The organism is Bacillus sp. EU55 (assembly GCF_038005925.1).
Lineage (GTDB): Bacteria > Bacillota > Bacilli > Bacillales > Bacillaceae > Bacillus > Bacillus velezensis.
The window spans coordinates 1,074,069-1,096,306 of sequence record NZ_JBBOUE010000001.1 but is presented as its reverse complement, the minus strand read 5'-3'; the positions used below and the strand labels follow the sequence as shown (position 1 = coordinate 1,096,306).

Genomic DNA, 22,238 nt, shown 5'->3' with positions numbered 1-22,238 from the left:
ATTACGTACCGGCTGCTGTGATTCTTAAATGAAAAACGTGCCTTGCCGTCTCACCGAGCTGTGACAGCAGTTTATAATTGGCCGCTCCGCCCACGGCGGCTCCGACGACCGGCAAAAGCTGAAACAATTTCACCACGTCCAGATAATCGCGGTATTCCTGCTGAAAAACTCTCCAATCGACATCATGCTTTTTCGAATCCCACTGTTCAATCATTGAGTATATGCGTTTCCGCTGTTCACCGCTTGAGAAAGCCAGCTGAAAAATAAACAGCAAAAACAATCGTTCATCCCTGTCTTTCACATCATAGCCGTAAATGGAGGCAAGATCGAACAGACATTTCATTTTAATGGATAACAGCAAAGGAAAATCAGCCATCCCTAAAAAAATTCCGCCGGCCCCCGTACCGATACCTTCAGCTGCCGCGACCTTTTGGTACGATGCGACGGTTTGTCTGGCGAGGGCATCTTTTTCAGCAAGCGTCATACCGTGTGTATCCCGCTTGCTTTTCACCAGATTTGAACCAGCCATTGTTGCTTCGGTCATTTTTTTAATGCTTTCTGTGATGACGGCATGAATTTTATCGGGAATCCGCTCATTTATTTTCGCCTGCATTCCTTTAGAAAAGCGTTCAAGCATGGAATCTTTGCGCAAAAAACGCGCTTTCCATTGCAGTGCTTCCTGTATCAGCTGCTGATCGTCGGTCATCTGTGTCTCCTTCTTTCATTGAGGTTTCAAAAACCCGATAGATTACAGCTTGCCGTACTTTTTCAATCTTCCGCCCATATACGAAGGCATGATTACAAAAATCAGAACGGCTGAAGCAACAGCCGCATACAGCGCCCCGCTGACTCCCGCGGCATAAGCTGACGCTGCACAGAACAGCAGCGCCTGCACGGTTAATGCCGATTTCATCAGCGAAAAGAAACTTTGCAGCTTCGCTTTCTGATTGACCGGGTAAAGCTCCTGCAGAGAAAGATGATGAAAATGCCCGAACAGCGGCAGAAGCTGTATCCCCGTAATAAAGACGGTAAATACGGTTAACGCCGCCGTTATCCACGGATTGGCGGAAACGAGCATAATAATCAGGATAAAAATAATCGTGAGCCTGACCTGAATGCCGAGATAATCATTTGAACGCAGAAAGGCCCGCGCATACATATAGGAGAACGTTTTCCGCTGTTCAAACGGAATCATTCTGAGCAAAAAGTCGAGATACGCCCGGCGTTTTGCCTGTTTCTTCAGGTGAGGCACATCGGTAAACAGATTGGCGATTCTGTAAAACCGCTGCTTCCTTCTTAATTCATATTCAATATGGGCTTCCCATTTTAATGATTTATGTTTTGCGGCCGATGTGAAATACACATAAAGGCCGGCCATCACAATGTAGACGGCGGCAGCGTACACATAAAACGACTGTAAGACGAAGTATAAAAGCAGCATATTGCAGATAAAGCGTATGACCGCATCCATCATTTTCATGCTTCTGTCATTCATAAACGTCATCCGCCACTCCATGGCCTGATTCCACGCTTTTACCGCCAGCATCTGAATAAATACGGCGGCATACGACGCAAGCGACGCCCCCGGACTTACAGCGAAAAACAGAGGCATGCATACAAGCGACAGGGCAATAAGCGGAAACAGCTGTGACAGATAGCTGTACTTAAATGAATGCTTAAAGTATGTCCCCATTTTCGGTTCAAGCGGCAGCAGAAACACGAGGTCCGCTTCCTTTAACAGCGTCCGGACGTATGAACCGGTCAGCACAAATGAAAAGAGCACCGCCATCACCCAAAATGACGGAAAATGAACGGGAATGTCTTTGACCCACTTGCTGTACCAGCTTGCCGCGCCGGCAATAAAAAAGATCAGCACAATGACGAGATGATCATTGAGCATATATTTCATATACATTCTGGTTTCCTTTATATGCTCTTCAAGCCGGGACTGCCAAATCGTAGACATATTATTCATGGCCGGCGTCTTCCTTCGTCAGTTCGATATACAAGTCATCAAGAGCTGCGTCTTTCATGCCGAACTGCTCTCTCAGTTCTTCCAGTGTGCCGCTTGCCCGCACTTCGCCGTTATGTAAAATAATGAAAGCGTCACAGTAGCGCTCTGCCGTAGCCAGGATATGCGTTGACATCAGCACGCTTGATCCGGCTTTTTTCGCGGCGTCCATCCGCTCCAGCAATGCATTGATCGCAAGCGGGTCAAGGCCGAGAAACGGCTCGTCAATGATATAAAGCGAAGGCTCCGCGAGAAACGCGCACATGATCATGACCTTCTGCTTCATCCCTTTGGAAAAGTGAGCGGGAAACCATTTCAGCCTTTTTTCCATTCTGAATTCTTTCAGAAGCGGAGGAAGCCTTTTTTCAAGCGTTTCTTTGGAAAGGCCGTACGCCATGGCCGTCAGCTCCAAATGCTCTTTGAGCGTCAGTTCTTCATACAGCACCGGCGTTTCGGGGATGTACGTAAATTGCGAGCGGTAGCTTTCCTTATCCTCCGAAAACGTCTTGCCGTTCAGCTCGATCGAGCCTTTATGCGGGTCCATTAATCCGATAATATGCCGGATCGTCGTGCTTTTGCCCGCGCCGTTTAATCCGATGAGTCCGACAATCTGGTTCGGCTCAAGGGTGAATGAAACATTTTTTAAGACCGGGTTTCTCGTATAACCGCCGGTTAAGTCTTTTACCGATAGCAGAGACATAATTTCTCCCCTTCTGATTCGTTTTTCTTCATAGTACCAAAAATAAAGTCTGATTTGAAACGATTCCCTTTTTTTCTCACGTGAAAATCGTGCATAGTTATCGTTTTGGCGGACATCATAATGTATGTAGAAGGAAACAGCTTTAATCAACTGAAAATGAGGTGTTTATAAAAGACGTCTTAGAACAGTTGGATGAAAATCAACATGTCCTGTGCTTACAATTTCTTCACACACTGCTTTGATGATGTTCTTCATTCATGATGAAATAATCAAATGAGGTGTTTGTCCCAGGAATGATTAAGCAGACCCATAAGTCTTCATTTTAAAAACAAATGAGGTGCTTACAAAAGGCATATTCAATTTTCTGTGATAAAGCTCGTACTTCTGCATCAGGGTGAACGCGCAGCCGTTCATCCTGTTTTTTGTTTTGGCCGTTTTTGTGGTACGATGAGAATATACATATAAGGGAGGAAACCCATCTATGCACAAAGCGGACGATTGTATTTTCTGCAAAATCATTGCCGGTGACATTCCGTCTTCAAAAGTATACGAAAATGAACACGTCGCGGCGTTTCTTGATATCAGCCAGGTCACAAAAGGCCATACGCTCGTGATTCCGAAAACACATATCGAAAACGTGTACGAGTTTACGCCTGAGCTTTCAAAAGAATATTTTGAAGCGGTGCCGAAAATCGCACGCGCCATCCGCGATGAATTCGAGCCGATCGGGCTGAATATTCTCAATAACAACGGTGAAAAAGCGGGCCAATCGGTGTTCCATTTTCACATGCATATCATTCCGCGTTACGGAAAAGGCGACGGTTTCGGGGCTGTCTGGAAGACCCACGCCGAAGACTATACGCCTGACGATCTTCAGGAGATCGCTTCAACCGTCAGAAAACGGCTTGCCTCATCTTAAAGATGAGGTTTTTTTGCGTCCGGAAACACAAAAAACATAAAATTATATTTTTTCATATCAAAAAAATCAAAAAATTGTGATAGGATAATTGTATTATTTCTTACACTAAAGCGGAAAACAGGGAGAGATCGTAAACATGGAACGTACAACGAATTTCAATGCAGGACCCGCAGCCCTTCCACTGGATGTGCTGCAAAAAGCACAAAAAGAATTTGTCAACTTCAATGATACCGGCATGTCCGTCATGGAGCTGTCCCACCGGAGCACGGAATATGATGCGGTGCACCAAAAAGCCAAAAGCCTTCTGAAAGAACTGATGGATATTCCCGACGATTATGATATTTTATTTCTTCAAGGCGGCGCAAGCCTTCAATTCTCCATGCTGCCGATGAACTTTTTAACACCGGAAAAAACGGCGCACTTCATCGTAACAGGCGCATGGTCTGAAAAAGCACTCGCCGAGGCGAAACTGTTCGGAAACACATCCGTCACGGCAACAAGCGCAGATTCAAACCACAACCACATACCGGAAGCGGACCTCTCAGGAATCAAAGACGGCGCCTACCTGCATATTACGTCAAACAACACGATTTTCGGAACGCAGTGGAAAGAGTTCCCGAATTCACCGATCCCGCTCGTAGCCGACATGTCAAGCGACATCCTGAGCAGAAAAATTGATGTCAAAACGTTTGATGTTATCTATGGCGGAGCCCAGAAAAACCTCGGGCCGTCCGGCGTCACGGTCGTCATCATGAAAAAATCATGGCTTGAAAACGAAAACGCCAACGTCCCTAAAATGTTGAAATACTCCACTCACACAAAAGCCGATTCACTGTATAATACGCCGCCTACATTTGCGATTTATATGCTGAGCCTCGTCCTTGAATGGCTGGCTGAAAACGGCGGTGTCGAAGCGGCTGAACGGCGCAATCAGGAAAAGGCCGATGTCCTGTACGGCACAATCGACGCAAGCGGCGGGTTTTACGCGGGGCATGCCGCAAAAGACAGCCGTTCTCACATGAACGTCACGTTCACCCTCCGCGACAGCAGTCTCACGAAAAAATTCGTTGAAGAAGCGAAAGCGGCTAAAATGATCGGACTCGGAGGCCACCGCTCAGTCGGAGGCTGCAGGGCGTCTATCTACAACGCCGTCAGCCTGGCTGATTGTGAAAAACTGGCTCAGTTTATGAGAAAGTTCCAGCAGGAAAACGAATAAATTTCTTCTAACATAACGGTTCCTTTGATATACTGTTTGCATATCAATTTTTCCGGCCATCGCAATAAATGACGAGCATATTATTGGATGGCGAAAAAGCTTAGCAGAGGAGAGCTTAGTATGAAAACAAAAGAATTAGTCATTATGGCCCTGTTTGCGGCAATCGGAGCGGTGCTTCATTCCATTATGCCGCCGGTATTATTCGGAATGAAACCCGATATGATGCTTGTGATGATGTTTATGGGTATTCTGTTATTCCCCCGTGTGCAGAACGTACTGATGATCGGGATTGTAACGGGAATCATTTCCGCACTCACGACATCTTTTCCGGGCGGACAGCTTCCGAATATCATTGAAAAACCGGTAACGGCGTTTCTGTTTCTCGCGCTGGCGCTTTTGGTGAAAAAGAGCGTGAAAACAGCGGCCGCCGCCGTCATTACGATAGCCGGCACCTTCATCTCCGGTTTGCTCTTTTTGGCGCTGGCCCTTCTGATTGTCGGCCTGCCGGGCGGATTCACCGCCTTGGTGCTCGCGGTCGTCCTTCCGGCGGCTGCGCTGAACGCGATCGCCATTATCATTATGCATCCGATTGTGCAAACTATCTTAAAACGGTCCAATATGATTGAAACGGTGAAATAACCGCATACCGAAACCTCTTCCGGCCGGAAGAGGTTTTTTAATGTGTTTCAGCATGTTTTATACGAGAAGTTTTGTGAAAAAGATAAGGAACAATGCGAGGGCGGTTCCTGCTGAGCAGACAATGGCCTTTTGGCGGACGACCCGCTTCGGCGGATATGAAGCGGCCTGGCCGAGCAGTTTCAGGTAATAAACGGCGCCCGCCGCAAAGACAAGAGCCATACAAGATAAAACAATCATAAAGACAGACAACCTTCTCCCTCCTTTTCCCTTAAAAAATATGCTAAAATAAAGCAAGCTATGTATAGAAGTTTATTCTTCTGAACAAAAATGATAAAAGTTATGAGAAAAAAAACGGGGTGATTTCAAATGGCTGACGGACGTTCCCTTTTAACAGGCCTTTTCGTAGGCGGATTGATCGGAGGCGCAGCGGTGTTACTCTCGGCTCCTTCATCCGGAAAAGAGCTGCGGGGCAAAATCAAAGCGAATTGCAATTCAATTGAGGACACAATCAAACGGTTAAAAAAAGACGGAATGGCGCTTAAGGACCAGCTTGTCCAAACGGCGAAAGAAAGCGCAGAAGTCATTAAAGACGTAGGCGGAGAGCTTCAGACCAGCATTAAAAGGTGGCAGGAGGAAATCAAACCGCACCAGCAGGATCTCCAAAAGGAAATCGCTGATATTGAAGAGAAAATCAGACAGCTGGAGAAAACCTTACAAAACTAATATCCTATACAACCAAAAAAAAGTGCGGACATATTGCGTTCCGCACTTTTTTTTGCGGTTTAAAGCCTTTCCCAGCAACGGATCAAGAATTTATTATAAAATTCTTAAATTTTCATCTTTATTAATCTTTATTTTATTGGCATAATAGAGGAAAAGAAAATGTGAAGCAGGTGATCTGTATTGAATCGTGTTGAACCGCCTTACGATCTAAAAGAAGCTTTAATCTATACCCAAAAAATGGCGCAGCTGTCCAAAGCGCTCTGGAAATCTATCGAGAAAGACTGGCAGAATTGGCTGAAGCCGTACGACCTTAATATTAATGAGCATCATATATTATGGATTGCCTATCAGCTTAAAGGAGCTTCTATTTCAGAAATCGCCAAATTCGGCGTTATGCACGTATCAACTGCATTTAACTTTTCAAAAAAGCTTGAAGAACGGGGATATCTGAAATTTTCCAAGCGGCTGAATGATAAACGGAACACGTACATTCAGTTAACTGAAGAAGGGGAAAATGTATTCGAAAGCCTGCTTGAGGAGTTTGATCCATCGAGGAACGCGGTGTTTAAAGGCTCACAGCCGATCTACCACTTATTCGGGAAGTTTCCTGAGGTTGAAGAATTAACCTGTGTCATCCGCCACATTTACGGCGAAGATTTTATGGAGATATTCGAGAAATCATTGACAAACATAAACAATGATTTTGAAAGTGAAGACGGAAGGCTGAAGAAAAAAACGGACGAATCGGCTGTCCATGAAACGGCTGAAGAGCTGGAACCGATCAACAGTTAATCAAAGTGCTTCATAATCTCAATAAATTCTTCCATCAGCGCTGTATAAAGCCCCTGCTCATACAGAGCAAAAATCGTTTCATGAGCATCTAATTTTTCGTTCAGCTGTCCCGCAAAAAGCGCAAGGAGCTTGTCAAACGTCACAAAGCCTTGCGCTTTTTGCGACTCCAGCTCGTCCTCCAATTCGCGGCAGATCCGCCCGACCTCTTCTCCTTCTTCTTCGGTCAGCCCTTTTTCAATCATCATCGCATAAAAAGGGTACTTATCCATATCCACCGTTTTCACCAGCAATTGTATGTAATATTCTAAACGCCCGATACGCTGATCCATTGAATCCATCCGTTTCACTTCTTTCTATCTTTAATCTTATTTTAGCTGATAATGAATGGAGAAGAAAGGTTAAACCGTACATTTCCATGTTTCACCGAGCTCTTCTGTTCTTCTCTTTCCAGGTTTATTTTTTTCTTTAAAAAAGGATTGATTTTTTCTCCTGAAGAGAGTAAATTATTTTGAGATTGTATTCCATCTTTGTACGGAAGGATGACTCTGATGAATTGCTGGAAAACCATTAATCTGATCAAAGATTATGGTGCGGTTCGTTTATTATTGACTGCTGTAGGTTTTATGATCCTGTTTTTTATATGCAACTTCTTGGCATTCGGGCTGCTGCGTCCGAATATCAGTTTAAGTGACGGGCACGTGTTTGCTTTTTGTGTTCTGCTCGTTGTTACTTTATTTGTACATAAAGTCATACATGTCCTGCCGATGATCTGTAAAAAAAGAAAAAAGGAAATGAAAATGTACTTCTTGCGGATGCCGACATGGAAAGGCATACCGAAAACGACGATGTTGATTTCAACGATCAGCCCGTTTTTATTCATTACGCCGTTATTGTTTTATGCCGGACTGGCATTTCCGAGACACGCTCATTACTTTTATATGATTTCGAGCATTCATGCGGGGTATTGCCTGCCGGATCTTCTGTTTGCGCTCCATCTGGTCAAAGCGCCCAAATCATGTCTGATTGACCAGGAATCCGACGGTTTTGATATTTTAGTAAAAAAAGTGCCGGAGTCTTGATGTCCCGCTGATTTTTCAGGTTACATTCTATCTTTTTTAATAAATATTTGGTAATGTAATATGGGAGCAGTTCAGAGAGAGGGGGAATCTCCCATCATTTTATTCTATTTTATCGTGGCTGCCCTGTTTATTCTTTATTTCATAAACAGGCTCACAAATACATTATGCCTTGTCAGAGAGATTCCTGAAGACCGGCAGGATAAGGTATTCCGTTTTATTAATGTATCTATTTTAATTTTACTGATCTCTTCATTCGTCGAGATCTCCTTTACTGTGTAAACAGGCAAAAAAATATGGCTGACGGAGGTCTGACCCCCGACAGCCATATTTTTTTCTTAATAAAGCCAAGAAGCGCCGATGATGATCAATAAGATGAACAGAACAACCAATAATGCAAAACCGCCTGCAAATACTTCACCCATCTCCAAAAGCACCTCCTACAAAACGTTTTATTTTTCCAATTACATCATATGCAATGTACTTCTGAAACGATTAGGCGCCCGGGTAAGAAAACGGACCGCTTTTAGAAAAAGCGATCCGTTTCGCTTAACAAATGTAAGCTGCACCTACGATGATAAGCAATATGAACAGTACTACGAGCAGCGCGAAACCGTTTGAATATCCTCCGCCCATGGTTCATTACCTCCTTTTCATGATCAATATATTTGTATGTATCAGGAAAAAGTTTGACTAGACGAATGCCCTTTATTTAAAATCTTTTTACAGAAAGCCACAATATGTTATGATACGCATATGCAATTTAATTTGGATGATTAGGAGTGTTTAAAGGAATGAAGAAAATCGCGATAGCAGCTATTACGGCAACGAGCGTCCTGGCTCTCAGCGCTTGCAGCAGCGGCGACAACGACGTAATCGCCAAGACAGATGCCGGAAATGTAACAAAAGGCGAGCTCTACACGAACATGAAAAAAACCGCGGGTGCAAGTGTGCTGACACAGCTCGTACAAGAAAAAGTATTAGCAAAAAAATACAAAGTAACGGATAAAGAAATCGATAACAAGCTGAAAGAGTACAAAACGCAGCTCGGCGATCAGTACAGCGCCCTTAAACAGCAGTACGGCGAAGATTACCTGAAAGATCAGGTGAAGTACGAACTGCTTGCACAAAAAGCGGCGAAAGACAACATCAAAGTGACTGACGCTGATACGAAAGAATATTACGACGGCTTAAAAGGTAAAATCCGCGCGAGCCACATCCTTGTCGCTGACAAAAAGACAGCTGACGAAGTGGAGAAAAAGCTGAAAAAAGGCGAGAAGTTTGAAACGCTTGCGAAAGAATACTCAACTGACACATCAAAAGACAGCGGCGGCGACCTTGGCTGGTTCGATAAAAAGTCAATGGATGCAACATTCAGCAAAGCTGCATTCGGCCTGAAAGTCGGACAAGTCAGCGATCCGGTCAAAACAAAATTCGGTTATCATATCATCAAAAAGACGGAAGAACGCGGCAAATATGATGACATGAAAAAAGAACTGAAAGAAGAAGTTCTTAAACAGAAATTAAACGACAACTCAGCTGTACAGGCAGCGATTCAAAAAGTCATGAAAAAAGCTGACGTAAAAGTGGAAGACAAAGACTTAAAAGACACGTTTAACACTTCAACATCTTCTGAATCTAAATAAAAAAACTGTGCGGGCTCTCGGCGAGCCGCACAGTTTTTTTATGCGATGGAATGATTGGAGTTTTCTTCCGCATCCCCGTTTTCACTTGCGGGCGCAGCCATACGGCGCTCGCGTTCCTGTTCCATCCGTTCAATATACACCCTTCCTTCTTTTTCAATAAACGACTGGTCAAGCTTTTCCTCTTCTTTAGCTGTTGTGAAAAGCTTATATGCGCTGAAAATAATTCCGATAATGCAAAGGTATACCCACCAAGGAAAAAATAGCACGTCGGTTTCCTCCTTTTTTCACCCAGAGTCTTTATTCTAAGCTATGCTTGATAAAGACAAGTTATGAGAGCTGAACGTAAAAAAGACCGATCATAGAGAATCGGCCTTTTTTATCTTATTGATGGAAAGTCGGTTTGTAGAAAGAACGGTTTTCAAGCGCAAATACACGCTCTGTGTATTCGCCCGGCTTCACCCGTTCCAGCGCTCTGTCCATCATGATCATTTTTGCATCCAGATTATCAATGTAGTGCAGAATTTCCGCTTCTTTCACCATCGGCGGTTTCGGGCTTCCCCATTCCGCTTTTCCGTGATGGCTTAAAATCAAATGTTTCAGAATCAGCACTTCTTCAGCGTCAATCTGAAGCTCTTCGGCTGCTTTTGAAAGCTCTGTCACCATGATCGAAATGTGCCCGAGCAGATTCCCTTCCACGGTGTACGTTGTGGAGACGGGGCCTGAAAGCTCTTTTACTTTGCCGAGATCATGCAGAATGACTCCGGCATACAGTAAATCCCGGTCAAGAGACGGATACAGATCGGCAATCGCTTTTGCCAGGTTCAGCATGGACACTACATGATACGCGAGCCCGGAGACGAACTCATGGTGGTTTTTAGCCGCAGCCGGGTAATCCATAAACTCAGCCGCATATTTTTTGACCAGATGTCTTGTGATCCGCTGGATGTTTGGATTTTTCATTTCAAAAATGTATTGAGTGACGGTTTCCATCATTTCATTTTTCGGAATTGGCGCCGTTTCCAGAAAATCATCAATGCTGACATTTTCGTTCTCACCGGCCGGCCGGATGTTTCTCAGCTTAAGCTGGTTTCGTCCGCGATAGTGATGGACATCTCCGATCACCTTCACGATCGTCTGCGCCGCGTACGTTACTTCATCAGTCGGCTTGGCATCCCACAGCTTCGCTTCGATATCTCCCGATTGGTCCTGCAGCATTAACGTCAGGAATGGTTTTCCGTTGCTTGCGATTCCTTTAGTCGAAGATTTAATCAGAAAGTATTGATCGACCTGCTCGCCGACCTCGTGCAGCATAATACCTTTTGCCATTCTATTAAAAGCTCCCTCCATATCTTACATAATACCAGTATAGCACATACCTCTTTTTTGAAAATAAACTCTTTTATGACAGGAGCCGCATGACTTGTCCGCTGTGAAAAGACCGGCTGACATGCTCATGGCAGGTGAAATAAAGTATCTGCCGCCCGCCTTCTGAAAGCTGATTCAGCACATCAAACAGCCGCTGCAGCCGCTGCCTGTCAAAATGGACAAAACTGTCATCAAGTAAAAACGGCAGTGATACCGCAGACTCCCTCTCTGACGCAAGGGCAAAACGAATCGCCGCATAAAGCTGCTCGCATGCCGCCTGTGACAGTTCGCCTGCAGAAAACACCGTTCCGTCTTTCCGCATGACCATAATAGAATCATCAGCCTCGGAAAAATACAATTTGTGATAGCGTCCGTCCGTAAGCGGTCCGTATAATGCACCGGCGGTTTCTAACAGACGGGGAAGCGTCACTTTTTTATGCCGCTCCATTTTTTCCCTGATAATGTGTCTGACCGTCTGTAATGCGGCCCACTCTTTAGCGGTTTTTTTCACGCGCTCCTTCTGCATTTCTGTCTGATGTTTTAAATCGGATACAAGCCCCGAGGACTCCAGCTGCTCTTGCTTCACCGTTAATAAAGCGGTTTGCTCACGGAGCTGGGCGCTTTTTTCCTCAAGCGTTTTTTTCTCTGTTTCCTTCTGAACGACTGTATGTTCAAGTTCGGACACTGTGCGGCTCATGTACGGCTCCAGCTGTTTTCCGCCTATGCCGGACAAGTGCGTTTTGATTTCGCGCAGCTGCCGCTCTTTTTCCCGGCGGCTTTCATTCAGCCTGGCGAGTTCACAAAAGTGTTCGCGTTTTTTTGCGCCTGCCGCCATGAAAAGCTGTTTGACCTGCTGTTCGTAGTAATGAACTTCTTCATTTAATTCACGCATTTGCTCTTGTGCATGCAGCAGATCCGTTTCGAGCGCCTGCTTTCGTTTTGCTTCCTCACGGGCCCGTTCCGCCTGCGCCAGCAAAACGTGCAGTCTTTCTTTTACGGACAGCTCCCTTCCGTCTGAAGGACTCAGCTTTTTGACCCGGTCCTCAAAAGCTCTTTGCAGCTTTTGCAGCCTGCCCGCTTCAATGGTCAGCTCATGCTTGTTAAGGATTTCTTTTTTGACATCTTTCATCACATGATATGCGTCAAGAAGATGGGAAGGACTTCCTGAAAACCCCAGTTCCTTCATAAAAAGTTCCGCCTGTTTTTCAAACGGCGCCATTTCCGCCTCCCATTCTTCATATTGGCGGATGACTCTTTCATATGCCGCTTCTTTCTGTTCAAGCACGGCTTGATCCGCAATCAGCTGCTGCCGGTGCCGGCCGTCACGCCAAAGCTCTTCCTGCAGAAGATCAGCCGCTTCTTTAGAGATCGCCGGCTTCTTTTTCTTGTGTCCGGGCCCTCCTCTTTCTGACGGCAGCGGCTTTTGCATGCCGGACAGCATATACAGCAGCAGAGCGCCGGTAAAAAGGGCGGCGGGCAGCCATTCCTTTAACATAGCGAAAATCGCAATGAACAGAATGCCCGCACCGAGAAAGAGCTTTTTTTGTTTGGCGCGCTGTTTTTCCAGATGCTGAACATGTGCCTGCCATTCGTTTCCTTCTGTATCAGCCGTTTGCTTATATAATTGTAAAGCGGCTTCTTTTTCTTTCCTGACAGCGGGGTCCAAAATGTTTTCCGCCGTCACGGCATGTTTTCGTTCGGCTTCTTCCAGCTCCAGCCGCGCTTGTTCGAACATCGCATCAAGCTGTGCCTTTCTTTCTCTTGCCTGTCCGGCGCTCTGCACGGCTTCCTGCAGCCGCCATTCATATTCATAATCGGTGTTCAGTGAAAGAATGCCGTCTTCCTCATGTCTTCCGAGCTGCTGCAATCCTGACGAAACGCGGGCAGATGTCTGCCGGATCTGTGATTGGATGGCGGCAAGCTGTTCGCCGGGCGATTCGTACATATGCTGCTCGCCGGAAAGCTCCTGCAGCTGCCGCTCTTTTTGCAGCAAGTCCTCATTTGGAGCGAGCAGCTCAGCCTGCCGCCGGAGTTCATCCGCTTTTGCCCGAAGCCCCTCAAGACGGGCCGCTTTCGGATGGAGATGCGATTCGTATTTTTCAAGCTGATGCATTCCGTCCTTCGGGAATTGCTTCAATGCTTCCGGATAAGAAGAAAGTTCGCTTTCCAAGGCTGTTTTTTTGTCTGCGAGCGGCTTTGCTTCAATCGCTGATTTTACTGTTTTGATTTCTTCAGTTATGTCTTTCAATCGTGCTTCGGCATCCTGCAAACGGCCGCCGGCGCTTTTTTTCTCTTCCAGAAGGCTGTGATAGCCCGCTTCCGCAGCTTCCGCCTGTTTCAGCTGGGCGCTGAGCCGCTTTAATGTATCCAACTCCTGATTTAAGCGGGGGTTCCGCCCGTTCGGCTTATACATCCTGTCAAGTTCTTTTGCCAGCCGCCCGTCAAGCTTTGCCGCCGCTTCCGACCCGAATAAGCTCGAATACAGGAGAAACTCGCCGATTTTGTCCCGGTTAAAAGCTTGAATCTCCTGCAGTCCGAATACATCGAACGAATAGATCGCTTCGTACAGCGCCCGATCTGTATCGGAGAGAAGCTGTTTGAGCCATTCTCCGTCCTTGATTTCGCCTGAAGCCATATACACTCTGACTTTTTCGGCAGCGCCTTTTGTCCGTTCGATTTTGACAGCGCCGTGATCGCCATGCTTCAATTCTACAGCGCCGCCGTAAACCCCGCCGTTTTTCGGTTCGTATTTTTTTGATTTCGGAAAACCGAACAGCACGCTTTTGATGAAGGACATCAATGTCGTTTTACCCGCTTCATTTAACCCGTAGATCACTTGCACGGGAGAATCTGACAGCTGAAAACTTCGGTCGGAAAATTTTCCGTATTGGTAAATATGCATCGCCGTTATTTTCATCGCTGAAGCTCCTTCATCTGGCGTCTTAAAACGGCTTGAGCCTGCCGCTTAATATCCAGTATCTCTTCATCTGTAAATGAAGCCATCTGACGCCGGTATACGGGATGACGCTCAAGGGCTTCAAATACACCGCTCATGTCCGCGCATTGTTCTATGTCCTGAAGCAGCCCTTTAAAAAACGGATCGGGCGGCACGCTGTCTGTTTCGTCCGTCCGATCCTCAAGCGCAAGCGGCCAGATGAAACATTCCTCTTCGGCCTCTTCCTCCTGTAAAGCGGAAAGAAGCTCCTCCGCGATGCCTGCGGGCGCCTCCGTCCAAAAGCGGGGCGCCGCGCCGCGAAGCACCAGCCTGACACATGCCGGGCGGCCCGCCGCGCGCAAGCCGGAGAATGTATCTGATGCGGCTTTCAGAAGTGAAGTCATATGTTCAGCTCCGGAGATATCCAGATCAATTTCCTCCCATAACACATCATGCGCTTCTTTGAATTCCCAAGACATCTCACCGTTTGCCGCCCGGACGAGATAATATCCCTTAGGCCCGGTTTCTTTTAAATGCCGGGCTTGAATATTCCCGGGGTAAATGGCGGCGGGATGCTGGGCGGACAGAACCTGCCGTTTATGAATGTGTCCGAGCGCCCAGTAATCCATGCCGCTTTTTTCAAGGTCTTCTTTCGTAAACGGGCAGTACGGGTCATGCCCTTCCGCTCCTGATAACATGCCGTGGAGCATGCCGATATGATAAGGCGCGCCGGTCATTTTCCGGTAACGGGCCGCCTGATTGACCGTTACGCTTCTTTCCTGATAGCTGCACCCGTAAATGCTTGCCGCAAGCTCTCCGTTTTTAAAGAAAGATTTTTCCTCCGGTGTATCCGAGGTGAAGATATGTACATTTTCCGGCCATTCAATCGGCGTCCACTTACCGCCCAAATGATCATGGTTGCCGAATATGACGAACACTTGGATATCCGCTTCCTGTAATCTCGTAAACTGTTTTCTCAAAAACAGCTGGGCTTTTAAACTTCTGTTGGCTTCGTCAAACAGATCCCCCGAAAGCAGCACGAAATCTGCCTGCTCCCGGAGTGCCCCGTCCGTCAGTCGGCGGACGCTGTGAAATGTGCTTTCTTTAATACGCGCATATACCGGTTCAGGCAGATTCGAAATGCCGTAAAACGGGCTGTCCAGATGCAGGTCAGCGGCATGAATAAACGTCAGATCAGCCATCTCGCCCTCCCCTTTCTGCAAATTGAATTACCCTTATTTTAGCACCGTTTTTATACGAATGCACGTTCTGTAAAATAAAAAAACAGCCCGGCTGTTCCGGGCTGTTTCACTTATTTTTTGGAGATGCGCAGCGCTTGTTTGATCGCTTTGAATCCGCTGGCGTTTCCGTAAATCAAAACGCCGCCTTTGTAAATTTTCGCGCCGACCGCCGCAAAGATCACGATAGTGAGCATTGTCAGGGCGATTCCGGCCGCAGCCTGCCAAAACGGGATATCGAGCATCCCGACGCGTAAAAACATAATCATCGGCGTGAAAAACGGAATGTAAGATGTAACGGTAATAAAACCGGCGTCAGGATTGCCGATGCCGAACATGGCGATCATAAAACCTGCCACGACTAAAAAAACCATCGGCTGAATCGTCTGCTGTACGTCCTCTATCCGGCTGACAACACTGCCGAGAAACGCGGCCAGCGTCGCGTAAAGAAAATAGCCGAGCAAATAGAAAATGACGGCATAAACTATCGTCGAGACGGGAACATCCTTAAAATTGAGAAATGCACTGATCGGCGACGACGCATCATTTTGAGGGTTCAGCTTCAGTGAGAGATAACCAGCCGCAATCAGCACCGCAAACTGTGTGATCCCCACGAGCGCGATACCGAACAGTTTGGCAAACATCTGCTGAATCGGCGGCATGCTTGAAATTAAAATTTCCATGACGCGGGACGATTTTTCCGTCGCCACTTCCATCGCAATCATGCTTGCGTACATGATAACTGAGAAGTAGATGACAAACAGCATGATGTAGACAAGCCCCATTACCTGACCGAGCTCTTCCTCAGATTTCGCCCCTTTTTCCAGCGCGTCTTTGCTGACTTCCGGCGGAGTGTAGAGGCTGCTGACTTTTTCTGCCGAAATGCCGAGCTTGGCGGTTTCGACAGCGGTTTTTGTCTGGGTTAAAGCCTGCTTGAGCAGTTTATACGCTGATTCATCGGAAATGGTCAGCGCCTTGTATGCTCCTGTTATCGTTCCTTTTTGATCTTGTCTGATGATAAACAGTCCGTTCCATTCACCGTCTTTGACTCGCTTTACGGCATCTTTTTCAGACTCCTTCGTCTCCATTGCCTGCAGATCATTGTCTGTATCCGCCGCTTTAAGCTGTTTTGCAAACGCCGGGTACAGCCCGCCCGTTTCATCAATCACCGCGATCTGCTGCTTGCCGTCATCCGATTGAAACACGGAAATAATCGATTGCAGGTTGGTCACCGCTAATACCAATAAAACGGTAATGGCGGTCGAAATAATGAATGACTTTGCCGCGATTTTGTTTTTATATGTATGAAACAGCATAATCCAAAATTTATTCATAAACGGCCCCCACCTTTTCTATAAAAATATCATGCAGTGACGGCTCTTCCAATTCGAACTTCCGTATAAAACCTTTCCCTTGCAGCGCCCGGAAAATATCCTGAGAAACCGGTTCATTCGCGACCTGCAGTCTGATCCCGTCATTTGTTTCCTTCCATTTCACGACGCCTTCATGCGTTTTTAAAAAGCTGAGGTCATCATCTGAATGAACAGTGACATTTTTTTTGCCGAAAGACCGCTTAATGTCTTTCAGATTGCCTTGAACGACGGGTTTCCCCTTCTGGAGAATGCACAAATTCTCGCAAAGCTCTTCCACATGCTCCATTCGGTGGCTTGAAAAAACGATGGAAACGCCGCTGTTTTTCAAAGAAATAACCGCTTCTTTCAGCAGCTCGACATTCACCGGATCAAGACCGCTGAAAGGTTCATCGAGAATCAGCAGTTCAGGCTTATGCAGGACGGCCGAAATGAACTGGATTTTCTGCTGGTTTCCTTTCGACAGCTCTTCGACTTTCTTATTCTTGTAATCTGTAATGCCGAACCGCTCGAGCCATGTCATGAGCTCTTTTTCCGCCTCTTTTTTGCCCATTCCTTTTAATCTCGCCAGATAGACAAGCTGGTCACTCACCTTCACTTTCGGATACAGCCCCCGCTCTTCCGGGAGATAGCCTATTTTTTCACTGATGGAATAATTGACCGGCTGCCCTTTCCAGGTGATATGCCCGTCAGTCAGGCTTAAAAGACCTAAAATCATCCGAAAGGTCGTCGTTTTTCCCGCGCCGTTTGCGCCGAGCAGCCCGAACATTTCCCTTTCAGGTATTTGCAGGTTCAAATTGTCAACAGCGGTAAAGCTGCCGAATGTTTTCGTTACGTTTTTAATTGTAAGCACGAATCCAACTCCTTCCTTGACCCATTATATACTAATAATGGGTAAAAATTAATGGAGGATTTTAAATTCTTTATCAGAATATCATTCTATAAAGGGGGTGACATGATGGGACAATATGTATTGACCGCATTCCATGCGTCGGGAGAAACGCTGCTGAATGAACGGATCGAAGCGGATAATGAGGCGGAGGCGAAGGCCGCCGGAGAGGCTTTATTGAAGGAAAAAAAGCTTGAGAACAGTACTCATCGCTTGGTAAATGAAGCCGGAAAGCTGATTTTATTCCACAGATAACAGAAGCTTTCCGGCTTCTGTATTTTACCGGTTAAATTGCGGCGTCCGTTTTTCTAAAAAGGCGCGGATGCCCTCTTTATGATCATCCGTTTTTCTCATATTTTCCTGGGCCTTTCGTTCAAGAGACAAAACGTCTTTTAACCGGCTGATATGGAGGCTCTGATAAATAGCCTTCGTTTCAATCATCGCTGACAGCGGCGCATGCAGCAATCGGTCGATATACGGTTGTGCCCCCTCACTAGGGCCGCCGCTGAACAGCCCGTCGGCAAGCTTGAGCCGCACCGCTTTTTCAGCCGGCAATTTTTCACCGCTCCAAATCAGTTTTTTCGCTTCGATCTCACCGACGCGTCTCATTAATAAATAATGGCCTCCTCCATCGGGAACCAATCCGATGCCGATGAAATTCATCGCGAGGCGGGCGTTTTCTTCGGCGAGCACCACATCGGCGCACAGCGCGAAACTCAGCCCGAGCCCGGCCGCGGCTCCGTGGATGGCGGCAATCACAATTTTTTTCATATCATAGAGGGTCAGCGTAATGGATTCGATCATTTTCATGAGCCGTTCATATTCTCCTGAATCATGATCAGACGTCATCATCTGAATATCACCGCCCGCGGAAAATCCCCGGCCTTCCCCCCGTAAAAGCACGATAAGCGCCTCACTGTCGGCTGCCATCACGCATGCATTTTCCAATTCCCGGAGCATTTGTTCATTCAGCGCATTGTAACTGTCAGGCCGGTTCAGCACAATCTCCGCGATCTTTCCCTTTTCTTCATAACGAATATACTGCATGTTTACATCCCCCTTGAATCCGCTTACATATTTTGTTCAAATGATATATTCCTTCCCCCGAAGCGAAACTCCTTTATTTTTCAAGGTCAACAGATACCGAAAAATGCATATCATTTGAAACTGAACATACATTTTTATATAGTGAAATTGATATACAAAACAAAAGGGGGGAAAAACGCCGATAATGAAATATGTGATACTCAGCTTGTTACTGAGCTTTTTTATGGTGCTGTTCCCCCCTTCAGATGTCGCTCTTCCTTCCCAATTGGTGACAGAAACAGACAGCCATGTACAAATTTCGGTTTACCCGCAGGAAACGGATTCGGCAAAGACGCCGGTTCAAACCAAAACCGCTCCGCAAGGCCTGTCAAAAGGATACGGTGCGTTATCCCGGATGATCTCCCTGTTATCTGTCAAACCTCTTGATCAATTCATTGATTCCACAATGGAAAGGACATGCGCCATTCCGATACAATACCAGTCAAATTACCTCCGGCATCAGACCATTTCTCATTGCCAATCTGTATTTACGGTGTAAAAACAGTATATTCCGGAGGGATTTTTATGAATATTAAAGAAAACGATCTGCCCGGCATCGGGAAAAAATTCGAAATCGAAACGAGAAATCATGAAAAAATGACAATCATCATTCATGATGACGGCAGGCGGGAAATTTACAGATTTGATGACCGCGACCCTGATGAGCTTCTGGCAAGCATTTCACTTGATGATGCGGAAGCTAGACAAATTGCCGCGATTATCGGCGGGATGGTGTATAAACCGCAGGCGCTTGAATCGATTGAAATGGCGTTCAACGATCTGATTATCGAATGGTTTAAAGTTGAAAAAGGGGCAAAAGCGGCAGGGCGGACGCTCGGCGAACTGGATGTGCGGCAGAACTATGACGTGACGGTCATCGCCATCATTAAGCATAACCAGAAAAAGCTTTTAAACCCGGGCGCTGATTCGCTCCTTGAAGCAAACGATACACTCGTCCTCTCAGGTGAAAGAAAGCATCTGAAAAAGCTGATCCAAGACTTCCTCTCCAGAGACGGAGTGTGATCTGTTTATGGACCATCTCGTATTTGAAGTCGGTACGGCGTTAGTTCTTGTGGCCATTGCGAGTGTCATCGCCAATAAAATTAAATTCTCGATCATCCCCTTCCTGATCATTTTAGGAATGCTCGTCGGGCCGCACGCGCCCCAAGCGGGCATCATTGACCTGACGTTTATCGAAAGCCGGGAAGTGATTGAATTTTTCGGACGGATGGGCGTCCTGTTCCTCCTCTTTTACCTCGGGCTTGAATTCTCGGTCGGAAAATTAGTCAAATCCGGACGTTCAATTGCCGCCGGCGGAACGATTTATATTCTGATTAATTTCAGTTTAGGGCTGATCTACGGCTTTATCACGGGCTTTTCCTTTTTGGAAGTGCTTGTATTGGCGGGTGTCATCACGATATCATCAAGCGCCATTGTCGCAAAGGTGCTTGTCGACTTAAAGCGCACGGCCAATCCGGAAACGGAGCTGATTCTCGGCATCATTATGTTTGAGGATATCTTTCTGGCGGTTTACTTGTCCGTCGTCTCCGGGCTTGTTCTGGGAGACGCGACGTCTGTCGGAGGCGCGCTGATGTCAATCGTGATCGCTTTCGGATATATGCTGCTGTTTTTCATTGCCGCCCGAAAATTGCCGCCTCTGCTGAACAAGCTGCTTGATATCCGTTCAAATGAGGTATTTGTCATCGTTATTTTCGCAGCGCTCTTTTTCATTGCCGGCTTTTCCGAAACGATTCATGTCGCTGAAGCGATCGGCGCGCTCTTGCTCGGACTCGTGTTTTCGGAGACGGCCCATTCTGACAGGATTGAGCATCTTGTCGTGCCGTTCCGTGACTTTTTCGGGGCCATGTTTTTCTTCAGCTTCGGTCTCAGCATTGATCCGTTTTCACTCGGAGATGCGGTATGGCTTGCCCTCGGCGCCGTTCTGCTGACGATTGCCGGAAACTTTATCGCCGGCATGATCGCCGGACGCCGGGCGGGGCTTTCTCATAAAGCATCGTCTAATATCGGGCTGACCATTGTGTCACGCGGCGAATTCTCCATTATCGTCGCAAATCTCGGCATCGCCGGCGGCCTGTCCGCTTCACTTAAACCTTTCGCCGCCTTATATGTTTTGATACTGGCCATCTTCGGCCCTTTGCTCACGAAAGAATCGAAGCGGATATATCTCCTGTTGAACAGCGTGTTCAAATGGAAGACGTCTGAAAAGAAGCCGCAGAAATCATAAAAAAAAGCTGACCTCTTCATAAGGGGTCAGCTTTTTGAGCGGGAAGAAATTGCTGAAAAGCCGTTTTTTTATTAATGGAGAAATGCTCTTTCCCCAGAATGGTATTGATGATTTTTTGGTTTCTGTAAACAGACAGCTTCAAATTCGTAGCGCCTGTTCCGTGAGCATGATCAAGATTCGTTAATGTGAAAAAATGATGCCGCCTGTCGTCCTTAAAGACAAGACGGGAATCGGCCGTCACTTTAAACCGTTTCTCATCCTCCCATTCGATATCGGGGGCAATTGCCGTAAACCATTCCGGAATATGGGGTTTAAAGCCGGTCGCCAATATCACTTTTTCTGAATCGGCCGTAAAGGTTTCATCCATCTGCCATTGATGAAAGCTCAGTACGCAGCGCCCGTTTTGCTTTTCAATTTTTTCAAGCTCCGCCATCGGCTGAATATACACGTCAGGCGAACCTCCGCTGATTGATCTGTGATACAGGGCATCGTAAATGGCGGCAAGTGTGTCAGAATCAATGCCGTGGCGCAGTCCGTCCAGCTCAGGGAGCGTGTTCAGCCGTTCTTTAAAAGGCAGGCGGTTAAAATATTCCACATAATCAGGTGTAAACATTTCCTGCCCGAGCTTGGCGGTTTCCAATTCTCGAAATCCGGCGGAGCGTGTCACCCATTGCAGCCGGCTGCGGCGGTATTGTTCATCGTGCAATAAGTCAGAAAAGATCTCCGCGGCGCTCTGTCCGGAGCCGACCACCGTAATTGATTCGGCGCCGGCGAGCTCGTCTTTCCGAAACAAATATTCCGTGCTGACCATCGTGTCCTGACGCGCTTCGCCAGCAATCTCTGCGGGAATAAGCGGTTCAGACCCCGTCCCCATGACGAAATGCTTCGTTTGATAGACACTGATGCTTCCGTCCTCAATGTTCTTGACGCTGACGTCATAATGTCCGCCGGCATTTTTCACGCCGATTACCTCTGAGCCGAAACGGCATGATTTGATTTCTGAAGCCGCCCAGCTCAAATAGTCGTTAAATTCCCGTCTCGGAATATCAAATTCATTAAACGTATAAAACCGGTACAGCCGGTCATGTTCATGGAGAAAGTTTAAAAACGTGTAGCGGCTTTTCGGATCGGCGAGCGTGACCAGGTCCGCCAGAAACGCCACCTGTAAATCCGTCCCTTTAATTAATAGACCGGGATGCCACGCAAATTCTTTCTTTTTATCGAAAAAAAGAGCGTCTGTTCCGGGTATATCCTCTAATAATGCGGCAAGCCCTAAATTAAACGGCCCGATTCCCGCTCCTATGACATCATACATAATTACACCTCTTACGAATAACAGTCTGATGGTCTTTTCCCGTTTTTGCAGACGGTTAAACATAAAAAAAACG

General features: G+C 46.6%; 27 protein-coding genes. 12 read left to right on the top strand and 15 right to left on the bottom strand.

What is annotated here, in order from left to right:
* Position 1: 1 nt before the first annotated feature.
* From NYE50_RS05840 to ecsA, 3 genes are read right to left on the bottom strand one after another with little or no spacing between them, the layout of a single operon-like run.
* Complete coding sequence (locus tag NYE50_RS05840) at positions 2 to 706, bottom strand: EcsC family protein (protein WP_159353973.1); 705 nt, start codon at positions 704 to 706, stop codon at positions 2 to 4.
* Positions 707 to 748: 42 nt separating this feature from the next.
* On the bottom strand, positions 749 to 1,975 hold the full coding sequence (locus NYE50_RS05835) for an ABC transporter permease (RefSeq protein WP_007409219.1): 1,227 nt from the start codon (positions 1,973 to 1,975) through the stop codon (positions 749 to 751).
* A complete protein-coding gene (gene ecsA, locus NYE50_RS05830) occupies positions 1,968 to 2,711 on the bottom strand; it encodes an ABC transporter ATP-binding protein EcsA (protein WP_003155231.1) in 744 nt (247 codons plus the stop codon). Before ecsA ends, NYE50_RS05835 begins: the two co-directional genes overlap by 8 nt.
* A gap of 481 nt (positions 2,712 to 3,192) precedes the next feature.
* On the opposite strand from ecsA, the gene NYE50_RS05825 reads away from it, so the two are divergent.
* From NYE50_RS05825 to NYE50_RS05815, 3 genes are all read left to right on the top strand, one after another.
* Positions 3,193 to 3,630, top strand: coding sequence for an HIT family protein (locus NYE50_RS05825; protein WP_014417333.1), 438 nt, complete (start codon positions 3,193 to 3,195; stop codon positions 3,628 to 3,630).
* A gap of 136 nt (positions 3,631 to 3,766) precedes the next feature.
* Entirely contained in the window at positions 3,767 to 4,846 is a 1,080-nt protein-coding gene (gene serC / locus NYE50_RS05820; RefSeq protein ID WP_022553600.1) for a 3-phosphoserine/phosphohydroxythreonine transaminase, read from the top strand.
* Between the two features lie 120 nt (positions 4,847 to 4,966).
* Positions 4,967 to 5,485, top strand: coding sequence for a tryptophan transporter (locus NYE50_RS05815; protein ID WP_003155234.1), 519 nt, complete (start codon positions 4,967 to 4,969; stop codon positions 5,483 to 5,485).
* Between the two features lie 57 nt (positions 5,486 to 5,542).
* Here NYE50_RS05815 and NYE50_RS05810 read toward each other — a convergent pair whose 3' ends face one another.
* Entirely contained in the window at positions 5,543 to 5,734 is a 192-nt protein-coding gene (locus NYE50_RS05810; protein ID WP_007409223.1) for a hypothetical protein, read from the bottom strand.
* Between the two features lie 117 nt (positions 5,735 to 5,851).
* On the opposite strand from NYE50_RS05810, the gene NYE50_RS05805 reads away from it, so the two are divergent.
* Positions 5,852 to 6,208 carry a YtxH domain-containing protein gene (locus NYE50_RS05805; protein ID WP_007409224.1) on the top strand — a complete coding sequence of 119 codons (357 nt, stop codon included), beginning with the start codon at positions 5,852 to 5,854 and terminating at the stop codon, positions 6,206 to 6,208.
* Between the two features lie 180 nt (positions 6,209 to 6,388).
* The gene (locus tag NYE50_RS05800) at positions 6,389 to 7,000 is read left to right on the top strand and encodes an HTH-type transcriptional regulator Hpr (protein WP_014417329.1); all 612 of its coding nucleotides are present in this window, start codon (positions 6,389 to 6,391) and stop codon (positions 6,998 to 7,000) included.
* Here NYE50_RS05800 and NYE50_RS05795 read toward each other — a convergent pair.
* Positions 6,997 to 7,338, bottom strand: a complete 342-nt coding sequence (locus NYE50_RS05795) for a YhaI family protein (RefSeq protein WP_159353972.1) — start codon at positions 7,336 to 7,338, stop codon at positions 6,997 to 6,999. The genes NYE50_RS05800 and NYE50_RS05795 overlap by 4 nt on opposite strands.
* A gap of 210 nt (positions 7,339 to 7,548) precedes the next feature.
* Here NYE50_RS05795 and NYE50_RS05790 point away from each other — a divergent pair, with 210 nt between their 5' ends.
* Both NYE50_RS05790 and NYE50_RS05785 read left to right on the top strand, forming a co-directional pair.
* Positions 7,549 to 8,079 carry a DUF3267 domain-containing protein gene (locus tag NYE50_RS05790; RefSeq protein WP_007409225.1) on the top strand — a complete coding sequence of 177 codons (531 nt, stop codon included), beginning with the start codon at positions 7,549 to 7,551 and terminating at the stop codon, positions 8,077 to 8,079.
* A gap of 60 nt (positions 8,080 to 8,139) precedes the next feature.
* The gene (locus NYE50_RS05785) at positions 8,140 to 8,358 is read left to right on the top strand and encodes a hypothetical protein (RefSeq protein ID WP_003155245.1); all 219 of its coding nucleotides are present in this window, start codon (positions 8,140 to 8,142) and stop codon (positions 8,356 to 8,358) included.
* A 56-nt stretch (positions 8,359 to 8,414) separates the two neighbouring features.
* On the opposite strand, the gene yhzE2 is transcribed toward NYE50_RS05785, so the two are convergent.
* A complete protein-coding gene (gene yhzE2 / locus NYE50_RS05780; protein WP_003155248.1) occupies positions 8,415 to 8,501 on the bottom strand; it encodes a sporulation protein YhzE2 in 87 nt (28 codons plus the stop codon).
* A 124-nt stretch (positions 8,502 to 8,625) separates the two neighbouring features.
* Positions 8,626 to 8,712 carry a sporulation protein YhzE1 gene (gene yhzE1 / locus NYE50_RS05775; RefSeq protein ID WP_017417375.1) on the bottom strand — a complete coding sequence of 29 codons (87 nt, stop codon included), beginning with the start codon at positions 8,710 to 8,712 and terminating at the stop codon, positions 8,626 to 8,628.
* 158 nt (positions 8,713 to 8,870) lie between these two features.
* On the opposite strand from yhzE1, the gene NYE50_RS05770 reads away from it, so the two are divergent.
* On the top strand, positions 8,871 to 9,722 hold the full coding sequence (locus NYE50_RS05770) for a peptidylprolyl isomerase (protein WP_014417328.1): 852 nt from the start codon (positions 8,871 to 8,873) through the stop codon (positions 9,720 to 9,722).
* A 38-nt stretch (positions 9,723 to 9,760) separates the two neighbouring features.
* Here the strand turns inward: NYE50_RS05770 and NYE50_RS05765 are convergent, their stop codons facing one another.
* The 6 genes from NYE50_RS05765 to NYE50_RS05740 form a co-directional block, all read right to left on the bottom strand.
* Positions 9,761 to 9,988, bottom strand: a complete 228-nt coding sequence (locus tag NYE50_RS05765) for a sporulation YhaL family protein (RefSeq protein ID WP_012117207.1) — start codon at positions 9,986 to 9,988, stop codon at positions 9,761 to 9,763.
* A 115-nt stretch (positions 9,989 to 10,103) separates the two neighbouring features.
* Positions 10,104 to 11,048, bottom strand: coding sequence for a 3'-5' exoribonuclease YhaM (yhaM, locus tag NYE50_RS05760; RefSeq protein WP_003155251.1), 945 nt, complete (start codon positions 11,046 to 11,048; stop codon positions 10,104 to 10,106).
* A 73-nt stretch (positions 11,049 to 11,121) separates the two neighbouring features.
* The gene (locus NYE50_RS05755; protein WP_159353971.1) at positions 11,122 to 14,004 is read right to left on the bottom strand and encodes an ATP-binding protein; all 2,883 of its coding nucleotides are present in this window, start codon (positions 14,002 to 14,004) and stop codon (positions 11,122 to 11,124) included.
* Complete coding sequence (locus tag NYE50_RS05750; RefSeq protein ID WP_159353970.1) at positions 14,001 to 15,224, bottom strand: metallophosphoesterase family protein; 1,224 nt, start codon at positions 15,222 to 15,224, stop codon at positions 14,001 to 14,003. Before NYE50_RS05750 ends, NYE50_RS05755 begins: the two co-directional genes overlap by 4 nt.
* Before the next feature lie 110 nt (positions 15,225 to 15,334).
* A complete protein-coding gene (locus NYE50_RS05745; protein ID WP_159353969.1) occupies positions 15,335 to 16,594 on the bottom strand; it encodes an ABC transporter permease in 1,260 nt (419 codons plus the stop codon).
* Complete coding sequence (locus NYE50_RS05740) at positions 16,587 to 17,483, bottom strand: ABC transporter ATP-binding protein (RefSeq protein WP_159353968.1); 897 nt, start codon at positions 17,481 to 17,483, stop codon at positions 16,587 to 16,589. Before NYE50_RS05740 ends, NYE50_RS05745 begins: the two co-directional genes overlap by 8 nt.
* 105 nt (positions 17,484 to 17,588) lie before the next feature.
* Between NYE50_RS05740 and NYE50_RS05735 the strand changes: the two genes are divergently transcribed.
* Positions 17,589 to 17,774 (top strand): YhzD family protein, encoded by a 186-nt coding sequence (locus NYE50_RS05735; RefSeq protein WP_015239502.1) that lies wholly within the window; start codon positions 17,589 to 17,591, stop codon positions 17,772 to 17,774.
* 24 nt (positions 17,775 to 17,798) lie between these two features.
* On the opposite strand, the gene NYE50_RS05730 is transcribed toward NYE50_RS05735, so the two are convergent.
* Complete coding sequence (locus NYE50_RS05730) at positions 17,799 to 18,566, bottom strand: enoyl-CoA hydratase (RefSeq protein ID WP_017417370.1); 768 nt, start codon at positions 18,564 to 18,566, stop codon at positions 17,799 to 17,801.
* Positions 18,567 to 18,750: 184 nt separating this feature from the next.
* On the opposite strand from NYE50_RS05730, the gene NYE50_RS05725 reads away from it, so the two are divergent.
* From NYE50_RS05725 to NYE50_RS05715, 3 genes are read left to right on the top strand one after another with little or no spacing between them, the layout of a single operon-like run.
* A complete protein-coding gene (locus NYE50_RS05725; RefSeq protein WP_014417322.1) occupies positions 18,751 to 19,104 on the top strand; it encodes a hypothetical protein in 354 nt (117 codons plus the stop codon).
* Between the two features lie 26 nt (positions 19,105 to 19,130).
* Positions 19,131 to 19,628: a cation:proton antiporter regulatory subunit gene (locus tag NYE50_RS05720; RefSeq protein ID WP_012117200.1), complete on the top strand. Its 498-nt coding sequence runs from the start codon at positions 19,131 to 19,133 to the stop codon at positions 19,626 to 19,628.
* A gap of 7 nt (positions 19,629 to 19,635) precedes the next feature.
* Positions 19,636 to 20,850 (top strand): cation:proton antiporter, encoded by a 1,215-nt coding sequence (locus NYE50_RS05715; RefSeq protein WP_029973202.1) that lies wholly within the window; start codon positions 19,636 to 19,638, stop codon positions 20,848 to 20,850.
* 16 nt (positions 20,851 to 20,866) lie between these two features.
* Here NYE50_RS05715 and NYE50_RS05710 read toward each other — a convergent pair whose 3' ends face one another.
* A complete protein-coding gene (locus NYE50_RS05710) occupies positions 20,867 to 22,165 on the bottom strand; it encodes a lysine N(6)-hydroxylase/L-ornithine N(5)-oxygenase family protein (protein WP_159353967.1) in 1,299 nt (432 codons plus the stop codon).
* Between the last annotated feature and the right edge of the window lie 73 nt (positions 22,166 to 22,238).

Bases quoted from the DNA above. Each gene is read 5' to 3' on its own strand.
- NYE50_RS05840 (WP_159353973.1), bottom strand. From the start codon at position 706: ATGACCGACGATCAGCAGCTGATACAGGAAGCACTGCAATGGAAAGCG.
- NYE50_RS05835 (WP_007409219.1), bottom strand. From the start codon at position 1,975: ATGAATAATATGTCTACGATTTGGCAGTCCCGGCTTGAAGAGCATATA.
- ecsA (WP_003155231.1), bottom strand. From the start codon at position 2,711: ATGTCTCTGCTATCGGTAAAAGACTTAACCGGCGGTTATACGAGAAAC.
- NYE50_RS05825 (WP_014417333.1), top strand. From the start codon at position 3,193: ATGCACAAAGCGGACGATTGTATTTTCTGCAAAATCATTGCCGGTGAC.
- serC (WP_022553600.1), top strand. From the start codon at position 3,767: ATGGAACGTACAACGAATTTCAATGCAGGACCCGCAGCCCTTCCACTG.
- NYE50_RS05815 (WP_003155234.1), top strand. From the start codon at position 4,967: ATGAAAACAAAAGAATTAGTCATTATGGCCCTGTTTGCGGCAATCGGA.
- NYE50_RS05805 (WP_007409224.1), top strand. From the start codon at position 5,852: ATGGCTGACGGACGTTCCCTTTTAACAGGCCTTTTCGTAGGCGGATTG.
- NYE50_RS05795 (WP_159353972.1), bottom strand. From the start codon at position 7,338: ATGGATTCAATGGATCAGCGTATCGGGCGTTTAGAATATTACATACAA.
- NYE50_RS05790 (WP_007409225.1), top strand. From the start codon at position 7,549: ATGAATTGCTGGAAAACCATTAATCTGATCAAAGATTATGGTGCGGTT.
- NYE50_RS05785 (WP_003155245.1), top strand. From the start codon at position 8,140: ATGGGAGCAGTTCAGAGAGAGGGGGAATCTCCCATCATTTTATTCTAT.
- yhzE2 (WP_003155248.1), bottom strand. From the start codon at position 8,501: ATGGGTGAAGTATTTGCAGGCGGTTTTGCATTATTGGTTGTTCTGTTC.
- yhzE1 (WP_017417375.1), bottom strand. From the start codon at position 8,712: ATGGGCGGAGGATATTCAAACGGTTTCGCGCTGCTCGTAGTACTGTTC.
- NYE50_RS05770 (WP_014417328.1), top strand. From the start codon at position 8,871: ATGAAGAAAATCGCGATAGCAGCTATTACGGCAACGAGCGTCCTGGCT.
- yhaM (WP_003155251.1), bottom strand. From the start codon at position 11,048: ATGGCAAAAGGTATTATGCTGCACGAGGTCGGCGAGCAGGTCGATCAA.
- NYE50_RS05755 (WP_159353971.1), bottom strand. From the start codon at position 14,004: ATGAAAATAACGGCGATGCATATTTACCAATACGGAAAATTTTCCGAC.
- NYE50_RS05750 (WP_159353970.1), bottom strand. From the start codon at position 15,224: ATGGCTGATCTGACGTTTATTCATGCCGCTGACCTGCATCTGGACAGC.
- NYE50_RS05745 (WP_159353969.1), bottom strand. From the start codon at position 16,594: ATGAATAAATTTTGGATTATGCTGTTTCATACATATAAAAACAAAATC.
- NYE50_RS05735 (WP_015239502.1), top strand. From the start codon at position 17,589: ATGGGACAATATGTATTGACCGCATTCCATGCGTCGGGAGAAACGCTG.
- NYE50_RS05730 (WP_017417370.1), bottom strand. From the start codon at position 18,566: ATGCAGTATATTCGTTATGAAGAAAAGGGAAAGATCGCGGAGATTGTG.
- NYE50_RS05725 (WP_014417322.1), top strand. From the start codon at position 18,751: ATGAAATATGTGATACTCAGCTTGTTACTGAGCTTTTTTATGGTGCTG.
- NYE50_RS05720 (WP_012117200.1), top strand. From the start codon at position 19,131: ATGAATATTAAAGAAAACGATCTGCCCGGCATCGGGAAAAAATTCGAA.
- NYE50_RS05715 (WP_029973202.1), top strand. From the start codon at position 19,636: ATGGACCATCTCGTATTTGAAGTCGGTACGGCGTTAGTTCTTGTGGCC.
- NYE50_RS05710 (WP_159353967.1), bottom strand. From the start codon at position 22,165: ATGTATGATGTCATAGGAGCGGGAATCGGGCCGTTTAATTTAGGGCTT.